Raw genomic sequence first — 20,769 nt, 5'->3', positions numbered from 1 at the left:
AAAGTGGATTATGCGGTAGTTTATGGTGAATTCATGTACAAAGCAAAGTCATGGCCTTACGAACGGCGTGTGGTATGCAAGGTTGAAAAGCCGGAAAACCAGATGGTTTACATGTACACCTTTGTTGTCACAAACATGGATTCCTCACCAGGGTATCTTATCAAGTTTTACTGCAAGCGAGGGCTGATGGAAAACTTCATCAAAGAAAGTAAATCCGGTTTTGATTTTGCTTCCGTAAGCAGTCATACCAGAATCGTAAATGCAAACAGGCTTCAGGTACACGCTCTTGCTTATAACATATTTAATTGGTTTAGACGATTGGCGTTATCAGCAAACATGCGCAAACAACGCATTGATACCGTCCGTTTAAAACTGCTGAAGATTGCTGCAAAAGTAGTTCATTCAGCAAGATATATCACATTCAAGCGGTGTAGCAGCTGCCCTTATAAAAATGAATTCTATGAGACACTTTCAAATATTGGTAAGCTGAATGTACAGCTGGAATAGTAACTATTAACGAACCTTGACAGCTTAATAACCGCACAGAACTCTGCCACAGGGATTTTATACCCTTTTTGGAGATTGGTTGAGCGATGTTTAGGCTACATGGGTCAATTTTGGGATTCATGGTACAGTTACCAGTTCAGATACTGCTCCGTGAATAATTCAGGATAAATATAAAAAGATGGGATGAAGGATAGTGATTGATTTAATTCGTAAAAGATGTGTAGCAATAGACAGTGTAATCAAAGACTTAAATATGGAATACCATGCAATTAAAAGTAAAGTATTAAGAGAAGAATATAAAAAGTGGAAAAAAGAACTTACAAGAGAAGAAGTTAAGGAAATACGAAAATATAGGATAATGATAAGAGGAACTCTTTGCGGGGATCCTCTTTTTTCTTTCAGGAATTGGAAAACTGTAGTATAATGAAAGAAATTCGGTTTATTATCAGCGGTAGCATTAAGTATGTCTGCTTGCGGGCAGGCGGCAAAGCAGGAACCGATTGTTTCTGCATCAACAGAGTTACATCAGGTTGATCTTGTTTCGGCCGGTACATTGGTATTTGATTTGGCTTCTGTTCCGGCTTATTCTGGGCAACCGTATGCCATAGTAAATGATAACAAGCCGTATTTCACAGACGCTGATCTGACGGCAGTTTCTTTTGAAACATATAGTGACCTGGATTCACTGGGTAGATGTGGTGTAGCCTATGCATCAGTTGGAAAAGATCTGATGCCGACAGAAGAGCGCGGCTCTATTGGGCAGGTAAAGCCATCTGGTTGGCATACGATCAAATATGACAATGTGGATGGCAAATATTTATATAATCGCTGCCATTTGATCGGTTATCAGCTTACTGCAGAAAATGCAAACGAGAAGAACTTAATCACTGGGACCAGATATCTGAATGTTCAGGGAATGCTGCCGTTTGAGAATATGGCAGCGGACTATGTAAAAGAAACTGGAAATCATGTGCTGTATCGGGTGACTCCGGTTTTTGAAGGCAGTAATCTCGTAGCATCCGGCGTACTAATGGAAGCGGAATCCGTAGAAGACAAAGGCGAAGGTATTTTGTGCTGCGTTTACGTTTATAATGTTCAGCCGGGAATTAACATCAATTATGCAACGGGTGACGGCTCGGCTTCTGGAACAAACCAGACGGCAGTAACAGAGCAGGCCACACAGGCTGTTAAGCAGGCAGCTTCTCAGCAGACCAGCACGGAATCCTATATCCTCAATACCAATACAAAGAAATTTCATCGGCCGTCCTGTTCATCGGTCAAACAGATGAAGGAGAGCAATAAAAAATCCTCATCAGAGAGTAGGGATGCGCTGATTGCTGCAGGTTATGATCCGTGTAAAAAATGCAATCCGTAAAAATGTGTCAGATATTAAAAAAATATGGAAGAGGAAGGTTGTAGTTCTATATTGCAATACTTCTTCTTTGCGCATATTGGATATGCTGTTGAGGGCGACTGTTGCACGCAGAAGATAAGTTGCGCCGGTCTGCGATAATGTGCTGTTTGTATAAGGAAAAGGACAAGGAGTTATGATGAATTTTAGTGGGATATTGATTGGTGTGCTTACCTTTTTTCTGATTGGATTGTTCCATCCTATTGTTATATATGCGGAGTATTACTTTGGAAGCCGCTGTTGGCCGGTATTTTTGCTGGTGGGCATTTTGTGTATGATTCTATCCGTAAGAATGCAGGAAATACTTTGGTCGGTTTCTCTGGGTGTTTTGGGCGTCAGTTGCTTTTGGAGCATTAAGGAATTGAAAGAACAGGAAAAAAGAGTGGCAAAAGGATGGTTCCCGAAGCGGAAGGTGGATAAGCACTAAAGAAGAAAGCGGGGAGATGAGAAGATGGCGGTATGGAGATTACAGGTGAATACTGGAGGAGCGAACGTTGCGGATTGCTTGCAAAACCATGTTGCAGCACTTTGGGCTGGCAAGGTACTTGCTTACTTAATGGGAAATTACTATGACTCGAAAGCCACCTACGAAAAACTCTTTGATTGGACCGATGAACACAAGTTTAAAACCGGCAAATACTCTCATAAAGAGGCTGTGATCGACGAATTGGCCACAGCCTCTCCCAGTGAATATCTGACGAAAATATCGATACAAGTGTTTTAACCCTGCCGCTTCATCGCGTTTCCTCCGCACTGCCTTTACATTTCTCATAAGCAAATAGCGCCGCTCCCAGCGCACCGCAGAGCTGCGCCTCATCACAGATATAAAGTTTAGCACCAAGCTTCTCTTCCAATGCCTGGATGATACCCCGGTTCTTCGCCACACCGCCGGTCATCATATATTCGCCTGGATGATCCTTTCCAAGGCGAGCTGCCAACGCGCCGACTTTTGAGGCAACTGACACATTTAAACCGTGGATAATATCTGCCACATCCTTATTCTGTGCCACCAGCGACACGACCTCCGACTCTGCAAACACCGTACACATGCTGGAAATCACGATATTATGCTTCCATTCCAGCCCTTTCACACTCATTTCCTCCAGGGAAAGTCCCAGCGTTTTCGCCATCATTTCCAGAAAACGTCCCGTTCCGGCGGCACATTTGTCATTCATCAGGAAATTTTTCACGGCTCCCTGCCCGTCGATGCTGATCGCCTTGATATCCTGCCCGCCAATGTCGATGATAGTGCGGACATTCGGATTCAGATAATTTGCGCCCTTGGCATGGCAGGTAATCTCCGTGATGCTGTCATCCCCGCTGTCAATGTAGGATCGTCCATATCCGGTCGTATCGATCCGCACGATCTCCTCTTTCTTAATTCCCGCTTTCTCAATCGCCAGATCCAGACTCTTCTCGGCGCTCATCATCGCACCGCCGCCGGTCGGAATAATCATCGTCGATTTAATTTTTCCATCCTGATCCAGTATGACCACATCAGTACTTGTCGAACCGCTGTCGATTCCCGCTACATAAAAAATGCCCGACTCCATCTTCTTTCTTGCCTCCTCACTGATACCTTTTCCCGGATCCATATCCTCTGATCCCTCGATCGTCTCCTCAAATGCCTGAATGCGCGTCAAAAGCTGCCCCGCGCTCTGGCTCGTAAAATCAGTCTCAATCTTAAGGAGCGGAACCTTGATATCCCGCTTGATACTCGCATACTCAAATCCATAATAATCACAGAACTTGATCGTGTGATAAATAATTCCCTTTAAATTCGGATCCAGATACAGACGGTTTCTGCGGATCGAACGGTTCATGCGGAAACACGGCATCTGTCCCAGCAGGACGTCCGCGTAAGAAAGAAACAGCTCCTCTTCCTCCATATTCCACATTTCATCCTGTACGACCGACAGTTTCCGACCACCCGTACAGGTCAGATTTTCCACATCCATCTGGATATTGTCCCGGATCATATCCTCCAGAATGCCGCTGACCCGCACGCCCAGCACACCAATGTACGGCTCCGTGTTCATTTCCGGCGTAATAAAGGACTTGATAAAAGCGCGTTTATCAAACACTTTCCCGGAATATGCCTCATATGCCTTTTTAAGCCTCCGGATCGTGCCCGCAAATTTCACTTTTTCACATTCATTATCATCATGCGGCAGATCCAGCATATATAAAAACTTACATTTTCCCGTGCTCTCCACGATATCGTAAACGCGCCGCATCGAATCGCAGCAGTTTACCAGCACCAGCTGTTCAACCTTTCCTTCCAGCACTGCCTGAATGACCGATTTTCCAAAGCCGCACAGATTTGCATGTGCAATTTGATCCGACTGTTCGAAATTTTCCGGCATTTCCTCCAAAACAGAACATTCTTCTCCAAACCCCCGGAACAGCTCGATCGGGGTGTACTTACAGACGTAATAAATCATGCGTGTTTCTCCTCCTTGCCCTTTTCCAGCATTTCCACAAACGCCTGAAGCCGCGTCGATACCTGACCGTCGCTGGTATTGGCGGGGTTGCAGCCGTCACCGTCGAGAATCATCGTCGGAAGTCCTGTCTTTTCTAAGGACTGCTTAATCAGGCTGGATGCACCGATCGTTCCCTTACAGCCCCAGTGGGCAAATAAAACAGCACCATCCGATTCCGTGATTCTGGCAAGCCGTTCCGCTTCCTCAATTCTCTGTTTCACACTGCCATTGTAAATGCAGTAGACCATTTTCTCTGCCATCGCCTCATACGGGTCTTCCGCATGCATCTCCTGAAAACCATCTGCGATGAAATCACAAGCGCGGATGTGCATTTTCTTACTATAATTAAAAATATCCTTAACCGGCTCCTGTAAAAATGGCATGATGTGCATCCAGATTACCGAAAGACCATCTCCCCTCGGTGACATCCGCACATCGCGCAGAAGTTTTTCCGTATAGGTAACCGCCGTCTCTGAGCCAGCCATCAGATGGCACATAAAAAGCGCATACAATTCATTCGTCAGAGAGGTCACCGGGTCATGCGCACACCGCAGGGCAAGCTGTTTTTTATAATTCGCTGCCGCTTTCCGGCTGTTATCTACCGCACTCCGCACTGTTTCCTCCGAAATCCGTCTGTCCGTCGTCTCCTCCAGAAACCGTTTCAATTTCCGCAGCTGATCCGCCACATACAGAACCGATTCCCGGTTTTTCTCATACGGAACATCAATATAAAAGCCCGGACATTCAAATTTATCCTTTAAATACGGAAACGTCATCATATTTCCATCACACGCAAGGTTCGTATAAATCATGCAGTTCGGTTTTGGCAGAATCCCCGTCAGCGCCGCCCCCAGAAACACCCTGTGGTACGAACACATCGTCTCCGGAAATCCTTCTTCCTCCGTTTTCCGAAGAAACGTCTGCTCACACTTCGTTCCCGCCATAAAACAGGACATCGCCTCCACTGAGTACGGCGTCAGCCCTGCCGCCATCACCAGCTCTCCCGGCACAAATATGCTGACCATCGCCGCATTCTCCGGTTCCGACAGCGACTGAATGATATTTTTCATAACCACCCGCGCCACATACTGTCCCGACGACGGCAGCTCCCGATCCGGCAAAAACTGAAGCTTCTTTTCCTGCAGGCGGTATCCTGCAAGAAGCAGCCGACGCGCTTTTTCCGGATCCTTAAGCGCCTGGTTGCTCACCCTATTTCCAAATTTTTCAATTACATCCATTGTTCTTTCTTCCATTCTTTTAAGTTCATTTTTCTGTCATATCGCCCTGATGCAGATGGATATGGTTCCGCGCCTTTGCAGGCAAACGGACATTCTTTATTATAGTCAGTGGGATGGGAATTGTAAATGAAAAGTCTAATCCCCCAGCTATGCTGGGGAGAATGGAATAAGTGGAGACGGTGAGGACAACAAAATAAAGCCTCCTGTGATATGATGAGAATGGTGTCGCAAGCCAAACTCAAAATCAAAGGAGGCGGTCCAAATGGACAATAGAAGTTTATCACATACCCGATGGAAATGCCAGTATCACATAGTATTTATACCGAAATACAGAAAAAGATTTGTGGCACAGATCCTGGTCGATATCAAAAAGGAACAGAATGAATTAAAGGATATTCTTGGCAGTGAGTATCAGGATTATAATCTGGTCATGGCTACGACCTTTGGTCTTCCGATCGAAGACAGCTATCTGCGTGATCAGATGCAGAAGGTTATTGATGAACAGGGACTGCCGGATGTGGTTTTTCATAGTCTCCGACATACAAGTGTCACATATAAGCTGAAGCTCAGTGGAGGAGACATTAAAGCGGTTCAGGGCGATTCCGGACATGCACAGGCGGACATGGTAACAGAGGCATATGGCCATATCATTGACTAGGACAGGCAAAAGAATGCACAGAGGATGGAGGATGCGTTTTATAACAGGGAAAATCTTAATCCGCAGATGAAGGGTGCAGATGCTGGTCAGACAGCAAACACGGTGGCTGTTCCGGAAGGTGTGGATGCGGACCTTTTGATGAAGGTTCTGGGAAATCCGGAGATGGCGGCGTTGCTGACGAGTCTGGCGAAGAGCTTGAAAGCTGAATAAAAATATAATAATGGAAATAGAACAGAGTCTACTGGAATTAGGAGAAATCCAGATGTGGGTGGACTTTTTTTGATGGAAAATAATGTACATAAGATATATTTAAAGTTATAATTAAGGTAAATACCTTTTGTATGTAGTGTTAGGTCAATTTTATATTAAAAATGCTGGAATATACCCAGAAAATAATGTAGTCCTTGAAAGTATGATTATATGTGAATTTGAAACAAAACAATAGAAGGGGAACGAATCAATTATCAAAATAAATAGTATTTTGAATATAGAGCTGACGTAGAAAGAAGAGGTGGAATACATATGAAGCAAGATACCTTAGAAGGAAAAGCAAAAACAAAAAATGGAATAAAACGATTGTGCTTTTCCATAATCTGCATTCTTCTGGAAGTGATTTTTATTATTACTATCGTAACACGCTTGAATGAATATGCAGAAATCATAAATTTATTTACCAGAATTTTAAGTGGAATCTTAGTTTTGAGATTGTATGCGTCAGATAAGACATCTTCTATGAAAATGCCTTGGGTCATTTTAATTCTGATTTTCCCAATTATGGGTGTAGGCCTGTATTTATTGATTGGCTTGAATGGTGGCACGCATAAAATGCGTGAGCGATATGCAGAAATTGATAGCAAATTGTTACCAATGCTTCCAGACAATCAAGAGTGTTTAAGCAGAATAAAAGAAAAGATTCCGAAAGCAGGAAATATTGCAAGTTACATACAAAGAAATTCGCGGTATCCAATCTATCAGAATACGGATATCAAGTATTTTGATGAAGCAGTGAAGGGATTAGAGGCACAGCTTGAAGAACTTGCGAAAGCACAAAAGTTTATCTTCATGGAATATCATGCGATAGAAGATGCTGAAGCTTGGCATAAGATTCAAGATGTTCTGGAAGAGAGAGTAAAAGCCGGTGTGGAAGTCAGGGTATTCTATGATGATATGGGGTCTATAGGTTTTATTAACACAGATTTTGTAAAAAAGATGGAGAGTATAGGAATTCATTGTCGTGTATTCAATCCATTTGTGCCAGGCTTAAATCTATTTTTGAACAATCGTGATCACAGAAAAATAACAGTAATTGATGGAAAAGTTGGATTTACAGGTGGATATAATCTTGCAAATGAATACTTTAATTATACGCATCCGTATGGGCAGTGGAAAGATACCGGTATTCGTTTAGAAGGAGATGCTGTTCAGTCACTTACAGTGACATTTTTAGAAATGTGGAATGCTGTTAGTGAAAAAGCTACGAATGATACTGATTTTAGTAAATACATTATTCATTACGATTATAAAGCACAGCAAACAGGTTTTGTTCAGCCTTATGCAGACAGTCCTATGGATAATGAGCAGGTCGGAGAAGAAGTTTATATCAGTATGATAAATAAGGCCGAAAATTACTGTTGGTTTATGACACCATATCTAATTATAACAGACGAAATGACACATGCGTTATGTCTGGCTGCTAAGCGAGGGGTAGACGTAAGAATTATCACACCAGGAATTCCTGATAAAAAATTCATTTATAATATAACTCGCTCTTTTTATCATGGATTGGTTAAACATGGAGTGCGAGTTTATGAATGGACACCAGGATTTTGCCATGCGAAAATGAGTATAGTGGATAACTGTATGGCAACCTGTGGAACAATCAATCTGGATTATAGAAGCTTATATCATCATTTTGAAAACGGCTGTTTCATGGCAGATTGTCAGGCAGTTGTGGAAATTAAAAATGATCTGATAAGAACGATGGGAGAATGTCGTGATGTAACAGATCAATATTGTACTGGGCGCAGTGCATATTTGCGACTGGGACAATTATTTATGAGATTATTTGCTGGATTGTTATAAGAATTTAGTGAAACGACCTTTCAAAAAATAGTTGATTTTGAGAGGTCGTTTTTGTTATGTCTGATTGCCGGTACAGGAAATTTACATGGATAAAATTAATTCTGTTGAGGTAAAATTGAGGTTGACTTTGTATTGTATAGACATAAGATGAAAAAAAGTCAGGTGATGTGCGATGGGAAAACGTAAGATATGTAAAATTGTTTTTGTTATACTGTCAATTTTTTTATGTGTGGCTTTTTATGAATTATTTGGAATCTGTATTGCATATAAAAAACAGCCGGAAGTGTCTAATACCATAAAAAAAGAAACACAAAATGATTCGTGGAACGAACGCAGCGAGAATATGGAACGAGCAGTGATCATAGAAAAAAATCCAGAAGCACTTTTACAAAGAGTGCGTTTGATCCGAAATGCAAAAGAAGACATTATTCTTTCTACTTTTGCATTTCAATCAGATGAAAGTGGAAAATTGATCTTAGGAGCACTGCATGATGCGGCAGACAGAGGTGTGCATGTTCGTCTGTTAGTAGATGGAATGGAGAGCTGGGTTGATATGGAAGGCAATCCGTATTTCTATGGATTATCTTCCCATGAGAATGTTGAAATTAAACTGTATAATAAGGCCAATCCGTTGAAACCATGGAAGATGATGGGGAGAATGCATGATAAATATTTGATTGCAGATGGTAAGACATATATTCTTGGTGGAAGAAATACATACAATTATTTCCTGGGTGATTTTCTGGGACATAAGAACTATGATAGAGATGTGTTAGTGGTTTGCGATGAACCTGAGAAAGAAAATTCAGTTAACCAGTTGTTAGAGTATTTTGAAACGATATGGGAACAAGAAGACAGTGGTTATTTTCATGACAATAAAAAACTGGCAAATAGAAAATCTGTAAAGAACGCAGTTTTAGAGCTGCAGAACGGCTATCAGAAATATTTTGAAGAGAATAAGGAAAGAATCTGCGATACCGATTACACGGACGAAACTTTTGAGACAGAAAAGATTGTATTAGTGTCAAATCCTATCCACACAGGTCCCAAGGAACCAGTAGTCTGGTATCAACTGGGAGAACTAATGAAAAATGCAAAAGAGCGCGTGAAAATTCATACACCATATATTATCTGCAATGATATGATGTATAATACATGGAAAGAGATTGCGGAGAGAGTTCCGGATTTTTCTATCATGACCAATTCGGTTGCCAACAATGGAAATCCGTTTGGTTCTGCTGATTATGCGAGAAACAGAAACAGAATTTTAAATACAGGAATTGATATCTGGGAGTATGAAGGCGGCTATTCTTACCACGGAAAAAGCATCCTGATTGATGATGATCTATCCGTAATCGGTTCCTTTAACATGGATATGAGAAGCACGTATCTGGATACGGAACTGATGCTTGTAATACGTAGCAAAGAGATTAATAAACAGTTGGAAGAAGGCATGATGGAATATGAAAGAGTGTCCCGACAGGTATTGGAAGATGGAACCTATCGTGATCCGTATCATGTAGAGCCAATTGAATTGACAAAGAAGCGTCAGAGAAACGTACTTCTGGTACAGCATCTGCTTGGATGGGCAAGGTATCTGTTTTAATAAGGAGGAAGGAAAACGTGTTTCAAATATTGATTGTAGAAGATGATAAAGAATTAAGCCAGCTATTCCAAAAAGTGCTTGAGAAGAATGGATATCAGGTCAAAAGTGCATCGGATGGAGCACTGGCATTAGAAATATTGGATAAAGAGTATATTGATCTGATCATTTCCGATATTATGATGCCGGTTATGGATGGTTATGAACTGGTGTCGGAACTCCGTTCAGCAGGATATCAGATACCGGTACTTATGATCACTGCGAAAGGTTCCTTTGATGATATGCGCCAGGGATTTCTTTCGGGAAGTGACGATTATATGGTAAAACCGGTAAATGTGAATGAAATGGTTTTAAGAGTCGGAGCACTGCTTCGTCGTGCACAGATACTGAATGAACACAAAATTGTGATCGGTTCAACAGAGTTTGATTATGATGCAATGACGGTTACAACTGATAAGGAAAGTCTTGTTTTGCCTAAAAAAGAATTCCTGCTTTTATATAAGCTTGCAGCTTCGCCAGGCAGAACATTTACAAAACAACAGTTGATGGATGAAGTATGGGGATACGAGACGGAGGCAGACCCACATACGATAGAGGTACATATAGGAAGAATCAGGGAGCGTTTGAAAGATAACCCTGATTTTGAAATCGTAACAATGCGTGGAATTGGATACAAGGTGGTGAAAAAATAATGGAACAAAAGAAAGAAAAAGGATTGCGGATCCGATCCTGTCTGACTGGTGCAATCTGGCTGGCACTTGTATTTTCAACAGTCATATCTGCGTTATTATTTGCTTTTTTGAATCATTTTTTTAATCTGCCTGGTAGCATATCTGTGCTTGGCTGGCTTTTGATTTTTAATACATTGATTGCAGGGCTGATTACTTCCTTTATCAATGCAAGGTTGCTGGAACCAATTACCAGACTCAGTAAAGCAATGAAGGAAGTTTCGCAGGGAGATTTTGAACAGCACTTGGAAACGAACAGCCGTATCGCAGAAGTTGGAGAATCTTACCAGAGTTTTAATGTGATGACAAAAGAGCTTCGAGCAACAGAAGTACTGCAGATGGATTTTGTCTCCAATGTTTCTCATGAGTTTAAGACCCCGATCAATGCCATTGAAGGGTATACAATGCTTCTTCAAGGAGAAGAACTGTCTCAGGAGCAAGAGGAATATGTAGAAAAAATCCTGTTTAATACCCAAAGGCTTTCCGGATTGGTTGGAAATATTTTGCTGTTATCCAAGTTAGAGAATCAGAACATACCCATGAAAAAAACAGAATATCGTTTGGATGAACAGATCCGTCAGGCATTTCTTTCCCTGGAGACAAAATGGACAGAAAAAGAAATTGGTTTCCAGGTAGAGCTGGAGGAAGTTAAATATACTGGGAATGAAGGACTTTTTATGCATATATGGATGAATCTTTTAGATAATGCGATTAAGTTCAGTCCTGCAAAGGGGACAATTATGATGTTTCTGAAGCAGGAAAAGGATTCTGTAATGTTTATTCTGGAAGATGAAGGACCGGGAATAGAGGATGATGTGAAAACCAGAATATTTGATAAATTTTATCAGGCAGACGGTTCTCACAAAGCAGAAGGAAATGGTCTCGGCCTTGCACTTGTGAAACGGATCGTAGATAGTGCTGGCGGGACAATCAAGGCAGAAAACCGGGAATATGGTGGATGCAGATTTGTTGTAGAGCTTCCAATACAGAAAGATGAGGTCATATAAGTTTAAGAAAAACAGATAGAGGAGGAATTACATGACATTTTATCAGGAATTGCAGTTAAATCAGGCAGGTTCTAAAAATCTGTTGAAAAAGAGTGAAACAGTGAAAGAAAAATCATATCATATACTGGTATATTTGGTAAAGATAGCTGTTACAATGGCATTTTGTTTTTTATTTGTTACTATTTTCAGTATCTTATTTGGAAATGAGAATAGTATTGTGGGTGTAGTAGCTTTATTATGCCTTATGGTATTTCGGAATGCGGATCTGGGGATCCACACCGGACAATCTACGATGCTTTTGGCTTTGTTCTTTGTAATTATGACTGTATGTCCGCATTTAGCAAACCAGCTTTCACCGGTACTTGGAATGCTGTTAAACATTGCTGCAATGGCAGTGCTGATTCTGTTCGGATGTCATAACCCATTCATGTTTAACCAATCCACATTGGTTCTTGGTTATCTGTTATTGTATGGATATGATGTAACAGGAAAAAGTTATCAGATGCGATTAACCGGAATGGCATTAGGTGCAGCACTTACCTGCTTCGTATTTTATCGAAATCATAAAAACAGAACGTATAAAAGAAATTTGAATGATTTGGTACAGGAATTTGATATATCTTCTTCCAGAACAAAGTGGCAGTTATGTCAGATCATATGCGTACCGGCAGTACTCTGCATTACGGAACTCTGCAATATGCCACGGGCAATGTGGGCTGGGATTGCGGCAATGTCAGCAATCTTACCATTTATGGAGGACATGCAATACAGAGTCCGCAAAAGGATTGTCGGAAATATTGCAGGTGTAATATGCTTTACAGTACTATATTTTCTGCTTCCGTCATCCATCTATACATACATAGGAATCATTGGCGGAATTGGTGTAGGACTTTCTGCAAAATATGGCTGGCAGGCAGTATTTAACACATTTGGTGCTTTAGCCATTGCTACAGAGAGTTATGGACTAAAAGGAGCAGTTGGTCTTAGAGTGATTCAGAATGTTTTTGGCGTTGTATTTGCATTAATATTTTGTTCTATGTTTTATTGGCTTATGTCGAAAAAAAGGAAACAGTGGTAACTGTGGCTGCAAAATAACGTGGGTTAGAAAGAAAAAAGGTTAATCCGGAGATGGCAGCTTTGCTGACGAGTCTGGCAAAGAGTATAAAGATGTAAGGGAAAATGTAAGATCTGTTGGCTTTGGGAAGAATCCTAAGGGTGACAGATCTTTTTTTATGTTTTATTCTGCTTTGGATATACTAACCATAGTGCTAAAATTACATTGCCAGATCGTGAAAACAGGATATAGAATATAATTAACAAAAATAACCATATAGGTTATAAATATTTAGGGGAAAGGAATGAGGTTTATGTTATATGAATTTTTGAAAGACAATTATAAGGAAGCAGAGCCTGTATTCTTTTCTGATATAGTGATTAAGGGAAACCGTGCATTTTCTGAATCAGGTGGATGAAGCTGACCTGCTCAAGCTGATGGACGAGGAAGAAGTTGCAGAGTTCACCAAGCCGATTGAGGAAACAAAGCCGGAAGTGGTTGAAACAGTTCCTGAAATTACAGAACCGGCGCCGGAGGAAAAGCCAAAATCCACGAATATGCTCCCAGCGATTCTTACTCTGATTGTGCTTGCCTGTGGTGGTGGATTCTTCGTATTTAAGAAAGTCCAGGAAAAGAAGAAGGAACAGGAAGCGGCAAAGCCTGCCCCGGATGCTGATTATGTGGACGATGACGAGGACTATGGGTACGATCCGGAGTTTGAGGACGATGATGCAGATAGCTCCGTCGATGAAGATGATAATGAACCTGTGTAAACAGGATAGGCTTGATGCCTGGGGCAATCTTCGGATTGCCTTTACATAGCATCTGCTTTCAAAAAATAAAATATTTTGTGTTTTTGAAAGCGACCTCTTGAATATTCTGTGTGGTAGGTGTGCATACTATTATTTCAGTCATAGTGACCGGAAAATTTATCTGCCTCATCCCATTGAAATCTCCGTCATTTTAGAGTAAAATGATGCAGATAATTCTGAAATGAGGTAGATAACATGAGAGCTTTTGATTATATAAAAGAGCCAGAAAAGTTGCTTACTCCTGAAATTGTACAGATGATTGGAAAAATTCATGAGCACAAAGGTAAGCAAGAGCTATTTTTGGAAGCTAATATTGATGAATTGAAAACCCTTCTTGAAGTCGCTTTGATTCAAAGTACAGGTGCTTCTAACCGTATTGAGGGTATTTATACAACAGATAAGAGATTGGAAGAATTGGTCAGCCAAAAGGCAGAACCAAGAAACCGATCTGAGCAGGAAATCTCAGGTTACCGAGAGGTGCTTTCTACAATCCACGAAAGCTATGAGTATATTGTGCCCAGACCTAATATTATTTTGCAGCTTCATCGTGATTTGTATTCCTATGCCGGTTCCGGTGGAGAATATAAAAATGCTGATAATGTAATTGCAGAAACAGATGCAGAAGGTCACCAGAAAGCAAGGTTTATTCCGGTTCCTGCCTTTCAGACTGCGGAAGCTATGGATGAATTGTGCAGACAGTTTTTAGAAGCATGGAATACTGATAAAATTGATAGATTACTTTTGATACCTATGTTTATTCTGGATTTCCTCTGTATCCACCCTTTCAATGACGGAAATGGACGCATGAGCCGTTTACTGTCGCTTCTTTTGTACTATAAGGCAGGATATATTGTAGGAAAATATGTCAGCATGGAAATGTTGATTGAAAAAACAAAGGAAACTTACTATGAAGCATTGCAGGCAAGTTCGACAGGATGGCATGAAAATGAGAACAGCTATGAGCCTTTTGTTAAGTATTATCTGGGTATCATGTTGAAAGCATATAATGAATTTGAAAGCCGTGTAGAACATTTAAAGAACCGCACTCTTTCTAAGCCCGAAAGAATTAAAGCGATGATTGATCAGAAAGTTGGTAAAATCACAAAGAAAGAAATTATGGATGCTCACCCTGATATAAGCAAAACCACGGTGGAACGCACTCTGGCAGATTTAGTTAAGAGTGAGTACATTGCGAAGGTCGGTTCAGGTCCGGCTACAGGATATGTAAAAATCTAAGTCATAAATTATTTATCTACCTCATTTCATATACAGATGAGGTAGATATTTTTACGATGACGGAGATTATAAAACAGAAAATTGTGTCAGGTTGCAAAAATTCTTTCCGAACTTTTTACATAGCAGTCATGCATTACGGTGTGTGGCTGTTGTTTTTATAGAGTAATCTTTAGGAACCCTTCGGGTTGCCCTTGCGTACATTGATTCTCAAAAACCGATGTGATATAATTTGTAGCATAGACAAAGTGACAAATCGGAATTTTGTGGAGGCACATCAATGGAAACGATTTACGAAAAGTATATGGCACTTCCCATAGATAAGGGACTTTTATGTTTAGAATATGGAGATATTGCAGAGCCGTATTTTTGCTATCCCGTCAACGCAAAGCCAATCGGATTTGAAGGATGTATTCTGTATTGCTTTTTGCCGGAATATGGAGAAATGGTATTTGCCTGCAATCCAGAAAGTTGTGTAGACCAAAATGTATATCCATTAGCGGCAAATTTTGAAGATTTTATCCGTTTAATCTTGGCTTGTGGTACTGCTAACCCATTGGAGCAAATCGTTTGGATGGATAAAAATAAATTTGAAGAACACATGGCAAACGAAGAAAAAATACTGACCGATGAGCAGAGGACAGCGGCACAACAGCTACAGCGGGCATTAAGTTTGTTACCAATAGAAAATCCGTTTGAATATGTCAAATCCATTCAAAAAGATTTTGATGGTAGTAAAATACAATACAGTGATGAATACTATGAAGTTACCGGCATAGAGAACCCTAAAGGAACTAACACCCAAGATAAGCATTTAGTTGAATTTGAACCTGTCGTTTTTGAATTTAACCGCAAACAAGATAGCGACTAACAACTTCAAGTTTGACGAACAAAATCTGAAAACATTAGGGCGCAGAGGAGATAGAATCCTTTGCGTCCTTTTTTTACATAAGGGTTGACATCGTTGCCTTATTGCAAATACCCTTGTACAATGTAGTTAGAAGAAAGGGGTTGAGCCTATGAAGCTGGTATTGAAGATATTGGCACTGCCGGTGCTGTTCGTTGTAAAATTGATTTGTATTCTTGGAAATCTGCTTACAAACATTGTGTCCTATGTAATTGGTTTATTGCTTTTGGTTATTGGCGGCTTTGCGATTTACTGCGTTGTAAAAGCTTTGTGGCAGTCCCTGGCTATCCTTGTGGTTCTTGGAATTGCGACAATAGCGGCGGTGTTCCTGCTCGTCTGGGTTGTTATGAAAGTCGAGAATATAAGAGATAGTTTGGGCGCATTTATCAGGTCATAAGATAATATCAGAGAAAAGTCACCGATCAGTGGCTTTTTCTTTTTGGGAAGGAAGTGATGAGAATGGCGGCAACAAGATTGATTGCACTCCATATAAATAAGGGAAAGACGGTCGCTCAATGTCTGGCTGACCGAACAAACTACTCACAAAACGCAGCGAAAACCAACGATGGCGAATTTATCAGCTCCTATGAGTGTGATCCAAAGACAGCAGATGAAGAATTTCTGCTTTCCAAACGGCAGTATCAGCATATTACCGGCAGACAGCAGAAGAACAATATCATCGCATACCAGATACGCCAGTCCTTTAAGCTGGGAGAAATCACTCCGGAAGAAGCGAACCAGGTCGGCTATGAAACAGCGATGCGATGGACAAAGGGCAAACACGCTTTCATCGTTGCGACCCACATCGACAAATCCCATATTCACAACCATATCATTTATAATTCGACCTCGCTGGATTCCACACAGAAATTCAAAAACTTCTTCCTTTCCGGCCTGGCAGTTCAAAAACTCAGCGATATGGTTTGCCTGGAACACGGGTTGTCTATCATTACACCGAAGCCGTATCGAGAGCGCCAGAAAAGAACCGTTTATCCCAAGAAGCGTACCCAGCGTGACGAATTATGTGATGCGATTGATGCGGTGCTGAAGCAGAAACCAAAGAGCTTTGATGGCTTTGTTCAGGCTCTGGCTGATATGGGATTTGAGTTCAAGGATGGAAAGCAGCCTGCGTTCAAGGGCAAGAATCAGAAGCGTTTCATTCGGCTACGTTCTCTGGGCGAAGGATATAGCAAAGAGGAAATTCAAGCTGTTATCTCCGGTAAGAACCTGGACAAATCAAAAGGCAGTTCTGCTAAGGCTCCTGCCCCGAAGCAGTTCCAAATGCTGATTGATATTCAGGCAAAGATGGCCGAGGGTAAGACGGCCGGTTATGAAAAGTGGGCGAAGAAGTTCAACCGAAAAGAAGCTGCCCGAACCGTCATCCTTTTGAAAGAAAAAGGCTTAGGCAACTACGACGATCTGACCGATCATATTGAAAATCTGTCTGCCCGGTTCGATGCGCTTTCTGATTCTATCAAGACCGCAGAGAAACGAATGGTTGAGGTTCAGACATTGCAGCAGCACATCAAAAATTATCGCAGCACAAGGCAAATCTATATCGAGTACCGTAAGTCTGGATATAGCAAAAAGTTCTTTGAGGAACACCGTCAGGAAATCACAATTCATAAAGCGGCGAAGCAAGCCTTTGACGAATTGCAGATTACAAAGCTCCCGTCCATGCAATCATTGTATGAGGAGTTTCATCAGCTGGCAGTCCAGAAGAAGAAAGATTATGCGGAGTACCGTCAGATCAGAAAAGAGAAAGAAGAACTGCTGATTGCCAAGCGGACGGTTGAAACGATTCTGAATATCGACAGACAGAAAGAGCAGGAAAAAGAACAAGAGAAAGAGGAAAAGAAGAACTTCCGTTAAAGCAAAAAGCCACGGTCTGCACTCCTCCAAAGGGTGCGGATCGTGGCTACTTTTTTGTATTTTACTTTGATATAATATGCTGATTATCGCCTGTCGGAAATAATCATGTCAATTCCTCGCTGCAGGGTTTCTGCGCCCATTGCTACAAAAATTACGGTAAATCCACTAACAAATCCCAATGCGCCCAACAAAGTCTTTTTGTGGTGTGTTGCCCACCGCCTGCAAAATAGGAGGTATAGATGGGCAGCATAGGAAGCAGTCAGGGCGATATGAAGGTGATGATTCCCTCCAGGAAGGCTACTGCATATTGCATGAACCGCTGCACCCCTTTCCGAACACACCTGACAACAGCCAACCGATAAAGCCCATATAGGCCATCGTGATAAAAGGGTTAGAAGTTAGCGGACAAGCTCCTGTGGAGCATCCCACAAAGTAGTAATATGCAAGGCCGACCAGAGCGCCGCCTGCGGTAAATAGAATTGGCTTCAGCCATTTTTTAATATTTTCTTTCATCTCATATTCCTCCTGCTAAATATTCCTCTGCATAGTGAACAGCGGTTGCCCCATCGGCTACAGCAGTCACGACCTGCCGCAATGCCTTTGTGCGGACATCCCCAACGGCGAATACACCGGGGATGTTGGTGCAGGTACTCTCATCTGCGATAATGTATCCAGCCGGATCAATCGTAATCTGATCTTTCACCAATTCGGTGGAAGGTTTTCTTCCGACGCTGACAAACACACCGTCGCAAGCAAGCGTGCTTTCCTCTCCGGTTTTCACATTCCGAGTCCGGATACCGGTCAGCTTTTCGTTATGGAGCAGTGTGACGATCTCATTGTCCCAGAGGAATTCTATATTTTCCGTTTTCATCAAAGGCTCATGGTAGATCTTTGTTGCTTTTAAGGTATCTCTTCGGTGAACGACGATGACTTTTTTGCAGATACGGGAGAGGATAAGGGCATCCGCCGCAGCGGTATTGCCACCTCCTGCGATGACAACCGTTTTGTTCCGATAGAACATTCCGTCACAGGCTGCGCAGTAGTGGACACCTTTACCGATTAACTCCTGTTCACCATCAACACCCAGCTCTCTGGGGCCAGCTCCGGTAGCGAGCACAATGGTCTTTGCGTACATAGGACCTTCGCTGGTCACCGCTTTCTTTATAAAACCGGACAGTTCCAGGGACAGCACCTCAGTCAGCTTGGTTTCCACTCCAAATCGTTCCGTTCCTCGCTTCATCTTTTCTCCCAGGGAGAAGCCGTCGATACCATCCTCGAAGCCGGGATAGTTGTCGATTTGCTCGGTCAGAGCCATCTGCCCACCAGCGGACAACTTCTCTAAAACCACGGTGTTCATACCTGCTCTGGCGGCATAAAGGGCTGCGGTATAGCCGCCGGGACCGCCTCCTACCACGATCATGTCGTAAATATGCTGCACAGTAGTTGCTTCCTGCGTCTGGTGCTGTAAAGTTTCTTCAATGAACGCCACCAACTGCGCCCTGGATTCCGGAGCGACGATAGAGCCAAGAGCCTGTCCGCTGTGATAGATCAGCAGAGTAGGGACAACTTCTATAGCTTCGGCCTCAGCCAATTCCGGCTCATCATCAATGTTAACCGCAGTGAATACCAGCGTATCCTTATATTCCTCAGCCACGCTTTCCAATGCCGGAGCCAGACGGCGGCAATATACGCACCAGGGAGCTGAAAACTCCACCAGAACAGTCTTTCCGCTATGCACCATTTCTTCAAATTGATTTCTATTAATATTGATAACTGCCATATTGCCAGCTCCTTTCCTTTGTTTGATTATAGTATAGCCAATCTAAAATAACATTTCGGTGATGATATCACATAAAAAGAGCTGCATTGCTGCCGCACTAAACTTTTTCGTTATTAAGTAACTCGAGGATATGTTCACTGGAACGGATGATTTGAGACTGTTTATCTTTTATGGATGTTTTTCTTGTCTCCTCCAGCGAGAGAGAAGCATATAAATGAACCGTGTTTGCTTCCTGCCGGAGAGAATCGTTATACTGTTCAGCGGCAAGGTCTTGCTTCTCAAGTATACTAATTTTACTCTGGAGATCACTAATCTGCTGTTGAAGTGATATCACTTTTTTCTTTTGGACATAGAGGAAATAAGCAAGAAGCAACAGGATAAGTGAAAAAATAATAATAATCATTCTTAGTTCTTATCCTCCTTTGTCAAAAGATAAGCCTTAAGTGCATTACGGAGAGTTTCCGGCAGAACAGGCAAGGGCAAGACAGTCAATTTACCCGCATTCTTTTCAATCGCTATTTCTGATTCCGGTTGATTGGACAGAAGAATCACGGGTGTTCTTTTATCTGCCCTCCATGGCTGATCTGGCTTTTTTGTCATAGGTTCTGTAACAATCCAAAGCATAGGCTTTTTCTTGCCAAGTTCTTTTCTTGCAGCTTCCGGGGTTTCAAATACAAGGATATGTTTGGATAAGTTTTGAAGTACCAGTCTCAGTCCGTTCCCATAGGCCGAATCACTGCACATAATGGCAATCGTAGCATTTGATTTTTCATCTTGTGATGCCTTTATAAAATCCAGAACAGGCGTATTATAAAGGTTGAAATCTTTCTCTGTATGTACTGCTTCATAATAAGCTCTGACCGCTCGGCACATTCTTCGGCAAAACTGTTCAATATCAATACGGATGTCCGTGAGGCTGTTGGCAGAACTTATTCTATCCAGTTGGCAAACTGAGGTTCCGCAATTCACACCCAAGTGAAAACGAATCGAGGTATTGTCCTCAGTATTTGCAAAGCCTTTGTTCTGGTGCAGGTATTCGCATCGAAGCTGCCAGCATCGTTCTCCGCAGATATAGGGAGAGATATCCTGCGCAGAGACTTTAAAGAAAGGTGCTGCGTATGTATTAAACCAACGAATATATTGATTTCCTACATCACGGGTTGGTCTCTGATTTCTGTCCAGAACAGCACGTCCATCCCGATAACGCTTTACAATTTCTGGGAAAGCAATGCCGCCGCAAATATCAGGCAAAGTCAGCGCCAATGCCAAAGCAGATTGCCAGCGTCCATCCTCAATGTTCAGTTCTACTTCCTCTATGCGATGTAAAAAGGTAAAGCTGGCATTGTCTTGACTCATAGGTATCCTCCTGTAAAAAAAACGCCTGCCGGAAACCG

The 20,769-nt window shown here is 42.0% G+C and carries 22 protein-coding genes and 2 pseudogenes; 17 read left to right on the top strand and 7 right to left on the bottom strand.

The features are described from left to right. The 5 genes from DW677_RS04425 to DW677_RS04410 form a co-directional block, all read left to right on the top strand. The coding region (locus DW677_RS04425) for a transposase (RefSeq protein ID WP_147324926.1) at window positions 1-507 on the top strand (507 nt) is incomplete at its 5' end. Between the two features lie 193 nt (window positions 508-700). After that, entirely contained in the window at window positions 701-931 is a 231-nt protein-coding gene (locus DW677_RS18165; protein ID WP_133304029.1) for a hypothetical protein, read from the top strand. 39 nt (window positions 932-970) lie between these two features. Further along, a complete protein-coding gene (locus DW677_RS04420; protein ID WP_117566542.1) occupies window positions 971-1,882 on the top strand; it encodes a DNA/RNA non-specific endonuclease in 912 nt (303 codons plus the stop codon). Between the two features lie 172 nt (window positions 1,883-2,054). After that, window positions 2,055-2,345, top strand: a complete 291-nt coding sequence (locus DW677_RS04415) for a DUF4491 family protein (protein WP_015552777.1) — start codon at window positions 2,055-2,057, stop codon at window positions 2,343-2,345. 24 nt (window positions 2,346-2,369) lie between these two features. Continuing rightward, on the top strand, window positions 2,370-2,642 hold the full coding sequence (locus tag DW677_RS04410) for a hypothetical protein (protein ID WP_015552776.1): 273 nt from the start codon (window positions 2,370-2,372) through the stop codon (window positions 2,640-2,642). A 10-nt stretch (window positions 2,643-2,652) separates the two neighbouring features. Here the strand turns inward: DW677_RS04410 and DW677_RS04405 are convergent, their stop codons facing one another. Together DW677_RS04405 and DW677_RS04400 are read right to left on the bottom strand one after the other, a co-directional pair. Beyond that, on the bottom strand, window positions 2,653-4,362 hold the full coding sequence (locus tag DW677_RS04405) for an acyl-CoA dehydratase activase (RefSeq protein ID WP_015552775.1): 1,710 nt from the start codon (window positions 4,360-4,362) through the stop codon (window positions 2,653-2,655). Beyond that, on the bottom strand, window positions 4,359-5,639 hold the full coding sequence (locus DW677_RS04400; RefSeq protein ID WP_117566541.1) for a 2-hydroxyacyl-CoA dehydratase family protein: 1,281 nt from the start codon (window positions 5,637-5,639) through the stop codon (window positions 4,359-4,361). Before DW677_RS04400 ends, DW677_RS04405 begins: the two co-directional genes overlap by 4 nt. Before the next feature lie 262 nt (window positions 5,640-5,901). Here DW677_RS04400 and DW677_RS04395 point away from each other — a divergent pair, with 262 nt between their 5' ends. The 12 genes and pseudogenes from DW677_RS04395 (at window position 5,902) to DW677_RS04345 (ending at window position 17,595) form a co-directional block, all read left to right on the top strand. Further along, on the top strand, window positions 5,902-6,297 hold the full coding sequence (locus tag DW677_RS04395) for a tyrosine-type recombinase/integrase (protein ID WP_242990548.1): 396 nt from the start codon (window positions 5,902-5,904) through the stop codon (window positions 6,295-6,297). Window positions 6,298-6,321: 24 nt separating this feature from the next. Next, window positions 6,322-6,507, top strand: a complete 186-nt coding sequence (locus tag DW677_RS18680; RefSeq protein WP_015552772.1) for a hypothetical protein — start codon at window positions 6,322-6,324, stop codon at window positions 6,505-6,507. Between the two features lie 312 nt (window positions 6,508-6,819). Beyond that, window positions 6,820-8,379, top strand: a complete 1,560-nt coding sequence (cls, locus tag DW677_RS04390; protein WP_117471132.1) for a cardiolipin synthase — start codon at window positions 6,820-6,822, stop codon at window positions 8,377-8,379. Window positions 8,380-8,551: 172 nt separating this feature from the next. Beyond that, window positions 8,552-9,985 (top strand): phospholipase D family protein, encoded by a 1,434-nt coding sequence (locus DW677_RS04385; RefSeq protein ID WP_117566540.1) that lies wholly within the window; start codon window positions 8,552-8,554, stop codon window positions 9,983-9,985. Then, the gene (locus DW677_RS04380; protein ID WP_117485576.1) at window positions 9,964-10,674 is read left to right on the top strand and encodes a response regulator transcription factor; all 711 of its coding nucleotides are present in this window, start codon (window positions 9,964-9,966) and stop codon (window positions 10,672-10,674) included. The genes DW677_RS04385 and DW677_RS04380 overlap by 22 nt, the downstream gene beginning before the upstream one ends. Beyond that, window positions 10,674-11,717: a HAMP domain-containing sensor histidine kinase gene (locus DW677_RS04375; protein ID WP_117566539.1), complete on the top strand. Its 1,044-nt coding sequence runs from the start codon at window positions 10,674-10,676 to the stop codon at window positions 11,715-11,717. The genes DW677_RS04380 and DW677_RS04375 overlap by 1 nt, the downstream gene beginning before the upstream one ends. 31 nt (window positions 11,718-11,748) lie before the next feature. Beyond that, a pseudogene (locus DW677_RS04370) lies at window positions 11,749-12,812 on the top strand (FUSC family protein). 351 nt (window positions 12,813-13,163) lie between these two features. Next, the gene (locus DW677_RS04365) at window positions 13,164-13,544 is read left to right on the top strand and encodes a CD1107 family mobile element protein (RefSeq protein ID WP_242990547.1); all 381 of its coding nucleotides are present in this window, start codon (window positions 13,164-13,166) and stop codon (window positions 13,542-13,544) included. 234 nt (window positions 13,545-13,778) lie between these two features. Then, window positions 13,779-14,819, top strand: a complete 1,041-nt coding sequence (locus DW677_RS04360) for a Fic family protein (protein WP_008791949.1) — start codon at window positions 13,779-13,781, stop codon at window positions 14,817-14,819. 277 nt (window positions 14,820-15,096) lie between these two features. Beyond that, window positions 15,097-15,687 carry a hypothetical protein gene (locus DW677_RS04355; RefSeq protein WP_020989788.1) on the top strand — a complete coding sequence of 197 codons (591 nt, stop codon included), beginning with the start codon at window positions 15,097-15,099 and terminating at the stop codon, window positions 15,685-15,687. Between the two features lie 148 nt (window positions 15,688-15,835). Beyond that, window positions 15,836-16,120, top strand: coding sequence for a hypothetical protein (locus DW677_RS04350; protein ID WP_117566538.1), 285 nt, complete (start codon window positions 15,836-15,838; stop codon window positions 16,118-16,120). A gap of 62 nt (window positions 16,121-16,182) precedes the next feature. After that, window positions 16,183-17,595: a relaxase/mobilization nuclease domain-containing protein gene (locus DW677_RS04345; protein WP_015552801.1), complete on the top strand. Its 1,413-nt coding sequence runs from the start codon at window positions 16,183-16,185 to the stop codon at window positions 17,593-17,595. Window positions 17,596-17,892: 297 nt separating this feature from the next. Here DW677_RS04345 and DW677_RS04335 read toward each other — a convergent pair whose 3' ends face one another. The 5 genes and pseudogenes from DW677_RS04335 to DW677_RS04320 all read right to left on the bottom strand — a co-directional run bounded on the left by DW677_RS04335 (window position 17,893) and on the right by DW677_RS04320 (window position 20,731). Further along, window positions 17,893-18,108, bottom strand: a complete 216-nt coding sequence (locus tag DW677_RS04335; RefSeq protein WP_015552802.1) for a DUF6132 family protein — start codon at window positions 18,106-18,108, stop codon at window positions 17,893-17,895. 1 nt (window position 18,109) lies between these two features. Then, on the bottom strand, window positions 18,110-19,015 hold the full coding sequence (trxB, locus tag DW677_RS04330) for a thioredoxin-disulfide reductase (protein ID WP_242992104.1): 906 nt from the start codon (window positions 19,013-19,015) through the stop codon (window positions 18,110-18,112). A 63-nt stretch (window positions 19,016-19,078) separates the two neighbouring features. Then, window positions 19,079-19,375, bottom strand: a pseudogene (locus tag DW677_RS18675) (thioredoxin family protein); the annotation flags it as partial. A gap of 97 nt (window positions 19,376-19,472) precedes the next feature. Further along, the gene (locus DW677_RS04325; RefSeq protein WP_117471141.1) at window positions 19,473-19,778 is read right to left on the bottom strand and encodes a hypothetical protein; all 306 of its coding nucleotides are present in this window, start codon (window positions 19,776-19,778) and stop codon (window positions 19,473-19,475) included. A 2-nt stretch (window positions 19,779-19,780) separates the two neighbouring features. Next, window positions 19,781-20,731 (bottom strand): hypothetical protein, encoded by a 951-nt coding sequence (locus tag DW677_RS04320; RefSeq protein ID WP_117485566.1) that lies wholly within the window; start codon window positions 20,729-20,731, stop codon window positions 19,781-19,783. Between the last annotated feature and the right edge of the window lie 38 nt (window positions 20,732-20,769).

The sequence above is a fragment of the Clostridium sp. AM25-23AC genome (genome assembly GCF_003435125.1).
Classification (GTDB): Bacteria; Bacillota; Clostridia; order Lachnospirales; family Lachnospiraceae; genus Pilosibacter; species Pilosibacter fragilis.
The sequence above is the reverse complement of the archived record's forward strand: the minus strand, read 5'-3'. Positions and strand labels throughout refer to the sequence as shown.

Bases quoted from the DNA above. Each gene is read 5' to 3' on its own strand.
- DW677_RS04420 (WP_117566542.1), top strand. From the start codon at position 971: ATGTCTGCTTGCGGGCAGGCGGCAAAGCAGGAACCGATTGTTTCTGCA.
- DW677_RS04415 (WP_015552777.1), top strand. From the start codon at position 2,055: ATGATGAATTTTAGTGGGATATTGATTGGTGTGCTTACCTTTTTTCTG.
- DW677_RS04410 (WP_015552776.1), top strand. From the start codon at position 2,370: ATGGCGGTATGGAGATTACAGGTGAATACTGGAGGAGCGAACGTTGCG.
- DW677_RS04405 (WP_015552775.1), bottom strand. From the start codon at position 4,362: ATGATTTATTACGTCTGTAAGTACACCCCGATCGAGCTGTTCCGGGGG.
- DW677_RS04400 (WP_117566541.1), bottom strand. From the start codon at position 5,639: ATGGATGTAATTGAAAAATTTGGAAATAGGGTGAGCAACCAGGCGCTT.
- DW677_RS04395 (WP_242990548.1), top strand. From the start codon at position 5,902: ATGGACAATAGAAGTTTATCACATACCCGATGGAAATGCCAGTATCAC.
- DW677_RS18680 (WP_015552772.1), top strand. From the start codon at position 6,322: ATGGAGGATGCGTTTTATAACAGGGAAAATCTTAATCCGCAGATGAAG.
- cls (WP_117471132.1), top strand. From the start codon at position 6,820: ATGAAGCAAGATACCTTAGAAGGAAAAGCAAAAACAAAAAATGGAATA.
- DW677_RS04385 (WP_117566540.1), top strand. From the start codon at position 8,552: ATGGGAAAACGTAAGATATGTAAAATTGTTTTTGTTATACTGTCAATT.
- DW677_RS04380 (WP_117485576.1), top strand. From the start codon at position 9,964: ATGGGCAAGGTATCTGTTTTAATAAGGAGGAAGGAAAACGTGTTTCAA.
- DW677_RS04375 (WP_117566539.1), top strand. From the start codon at position 10,674: ATGGAACAAAAGAAAGAAAAAGGATTGCGGATCCGATCCTGTCTGACT.
- DW677_RS04360 (WP_008791949.1), top strand. From the start codon at position 13,779: ATGAGAGCTTTTGATTATATAAAAGAGCCAGAAAAGTTGCTTACTCCT.
- DW677_RS04355 (WP_020989788.1), top strand. From the start codon at position 15,097: ATGGAAACGATTTACGAAAAGTATATGGCACTTCCCATAGATAAGGGA.
- DW677_RS04350 (WP_117566538.1), top strand. From the start codon at position 15,836: ATGAAGCTGGTATTGAAGATATTGGCACTGCCGGTGCTGTTCGTTGTA.
- DW677_RS04345 (WP_015552801.1), top strand. From the start codon at position 16,183: ATGGCGGCAACAAGATTGATTGCACTCCATATAAATAAGGGAAAGACG.
- DW677_RS04335 (WP_015552802.1), bottom strand. From the start codon at position 18,108: ATGAAAGAAAATATTAAAAAATGGCTGAAGCCAATTCTATTTACCGCA.
- trxB (WP_242992104.1), bottom strand. From the start codon at position 19,015: ATGATCGTGGTAGGAGGCGGTCCCGGCGGCTATACCGCAGCCCTTTAT.
- DW677_RS04325 (WP_117471141.1), bottom strand. From the start codon at position 19,778: ATGATTATTATTATTTTTTCACTTATCCTGTTGCTTCTTGCTTATTTC.
- DW677_RS04320 (WP_117485566.1), bottom strand. From the start codon at position 20,731: ATGAGTCAAGACAATGCCAGCTTTACCTTTTTACATCGCATAGAGGAA.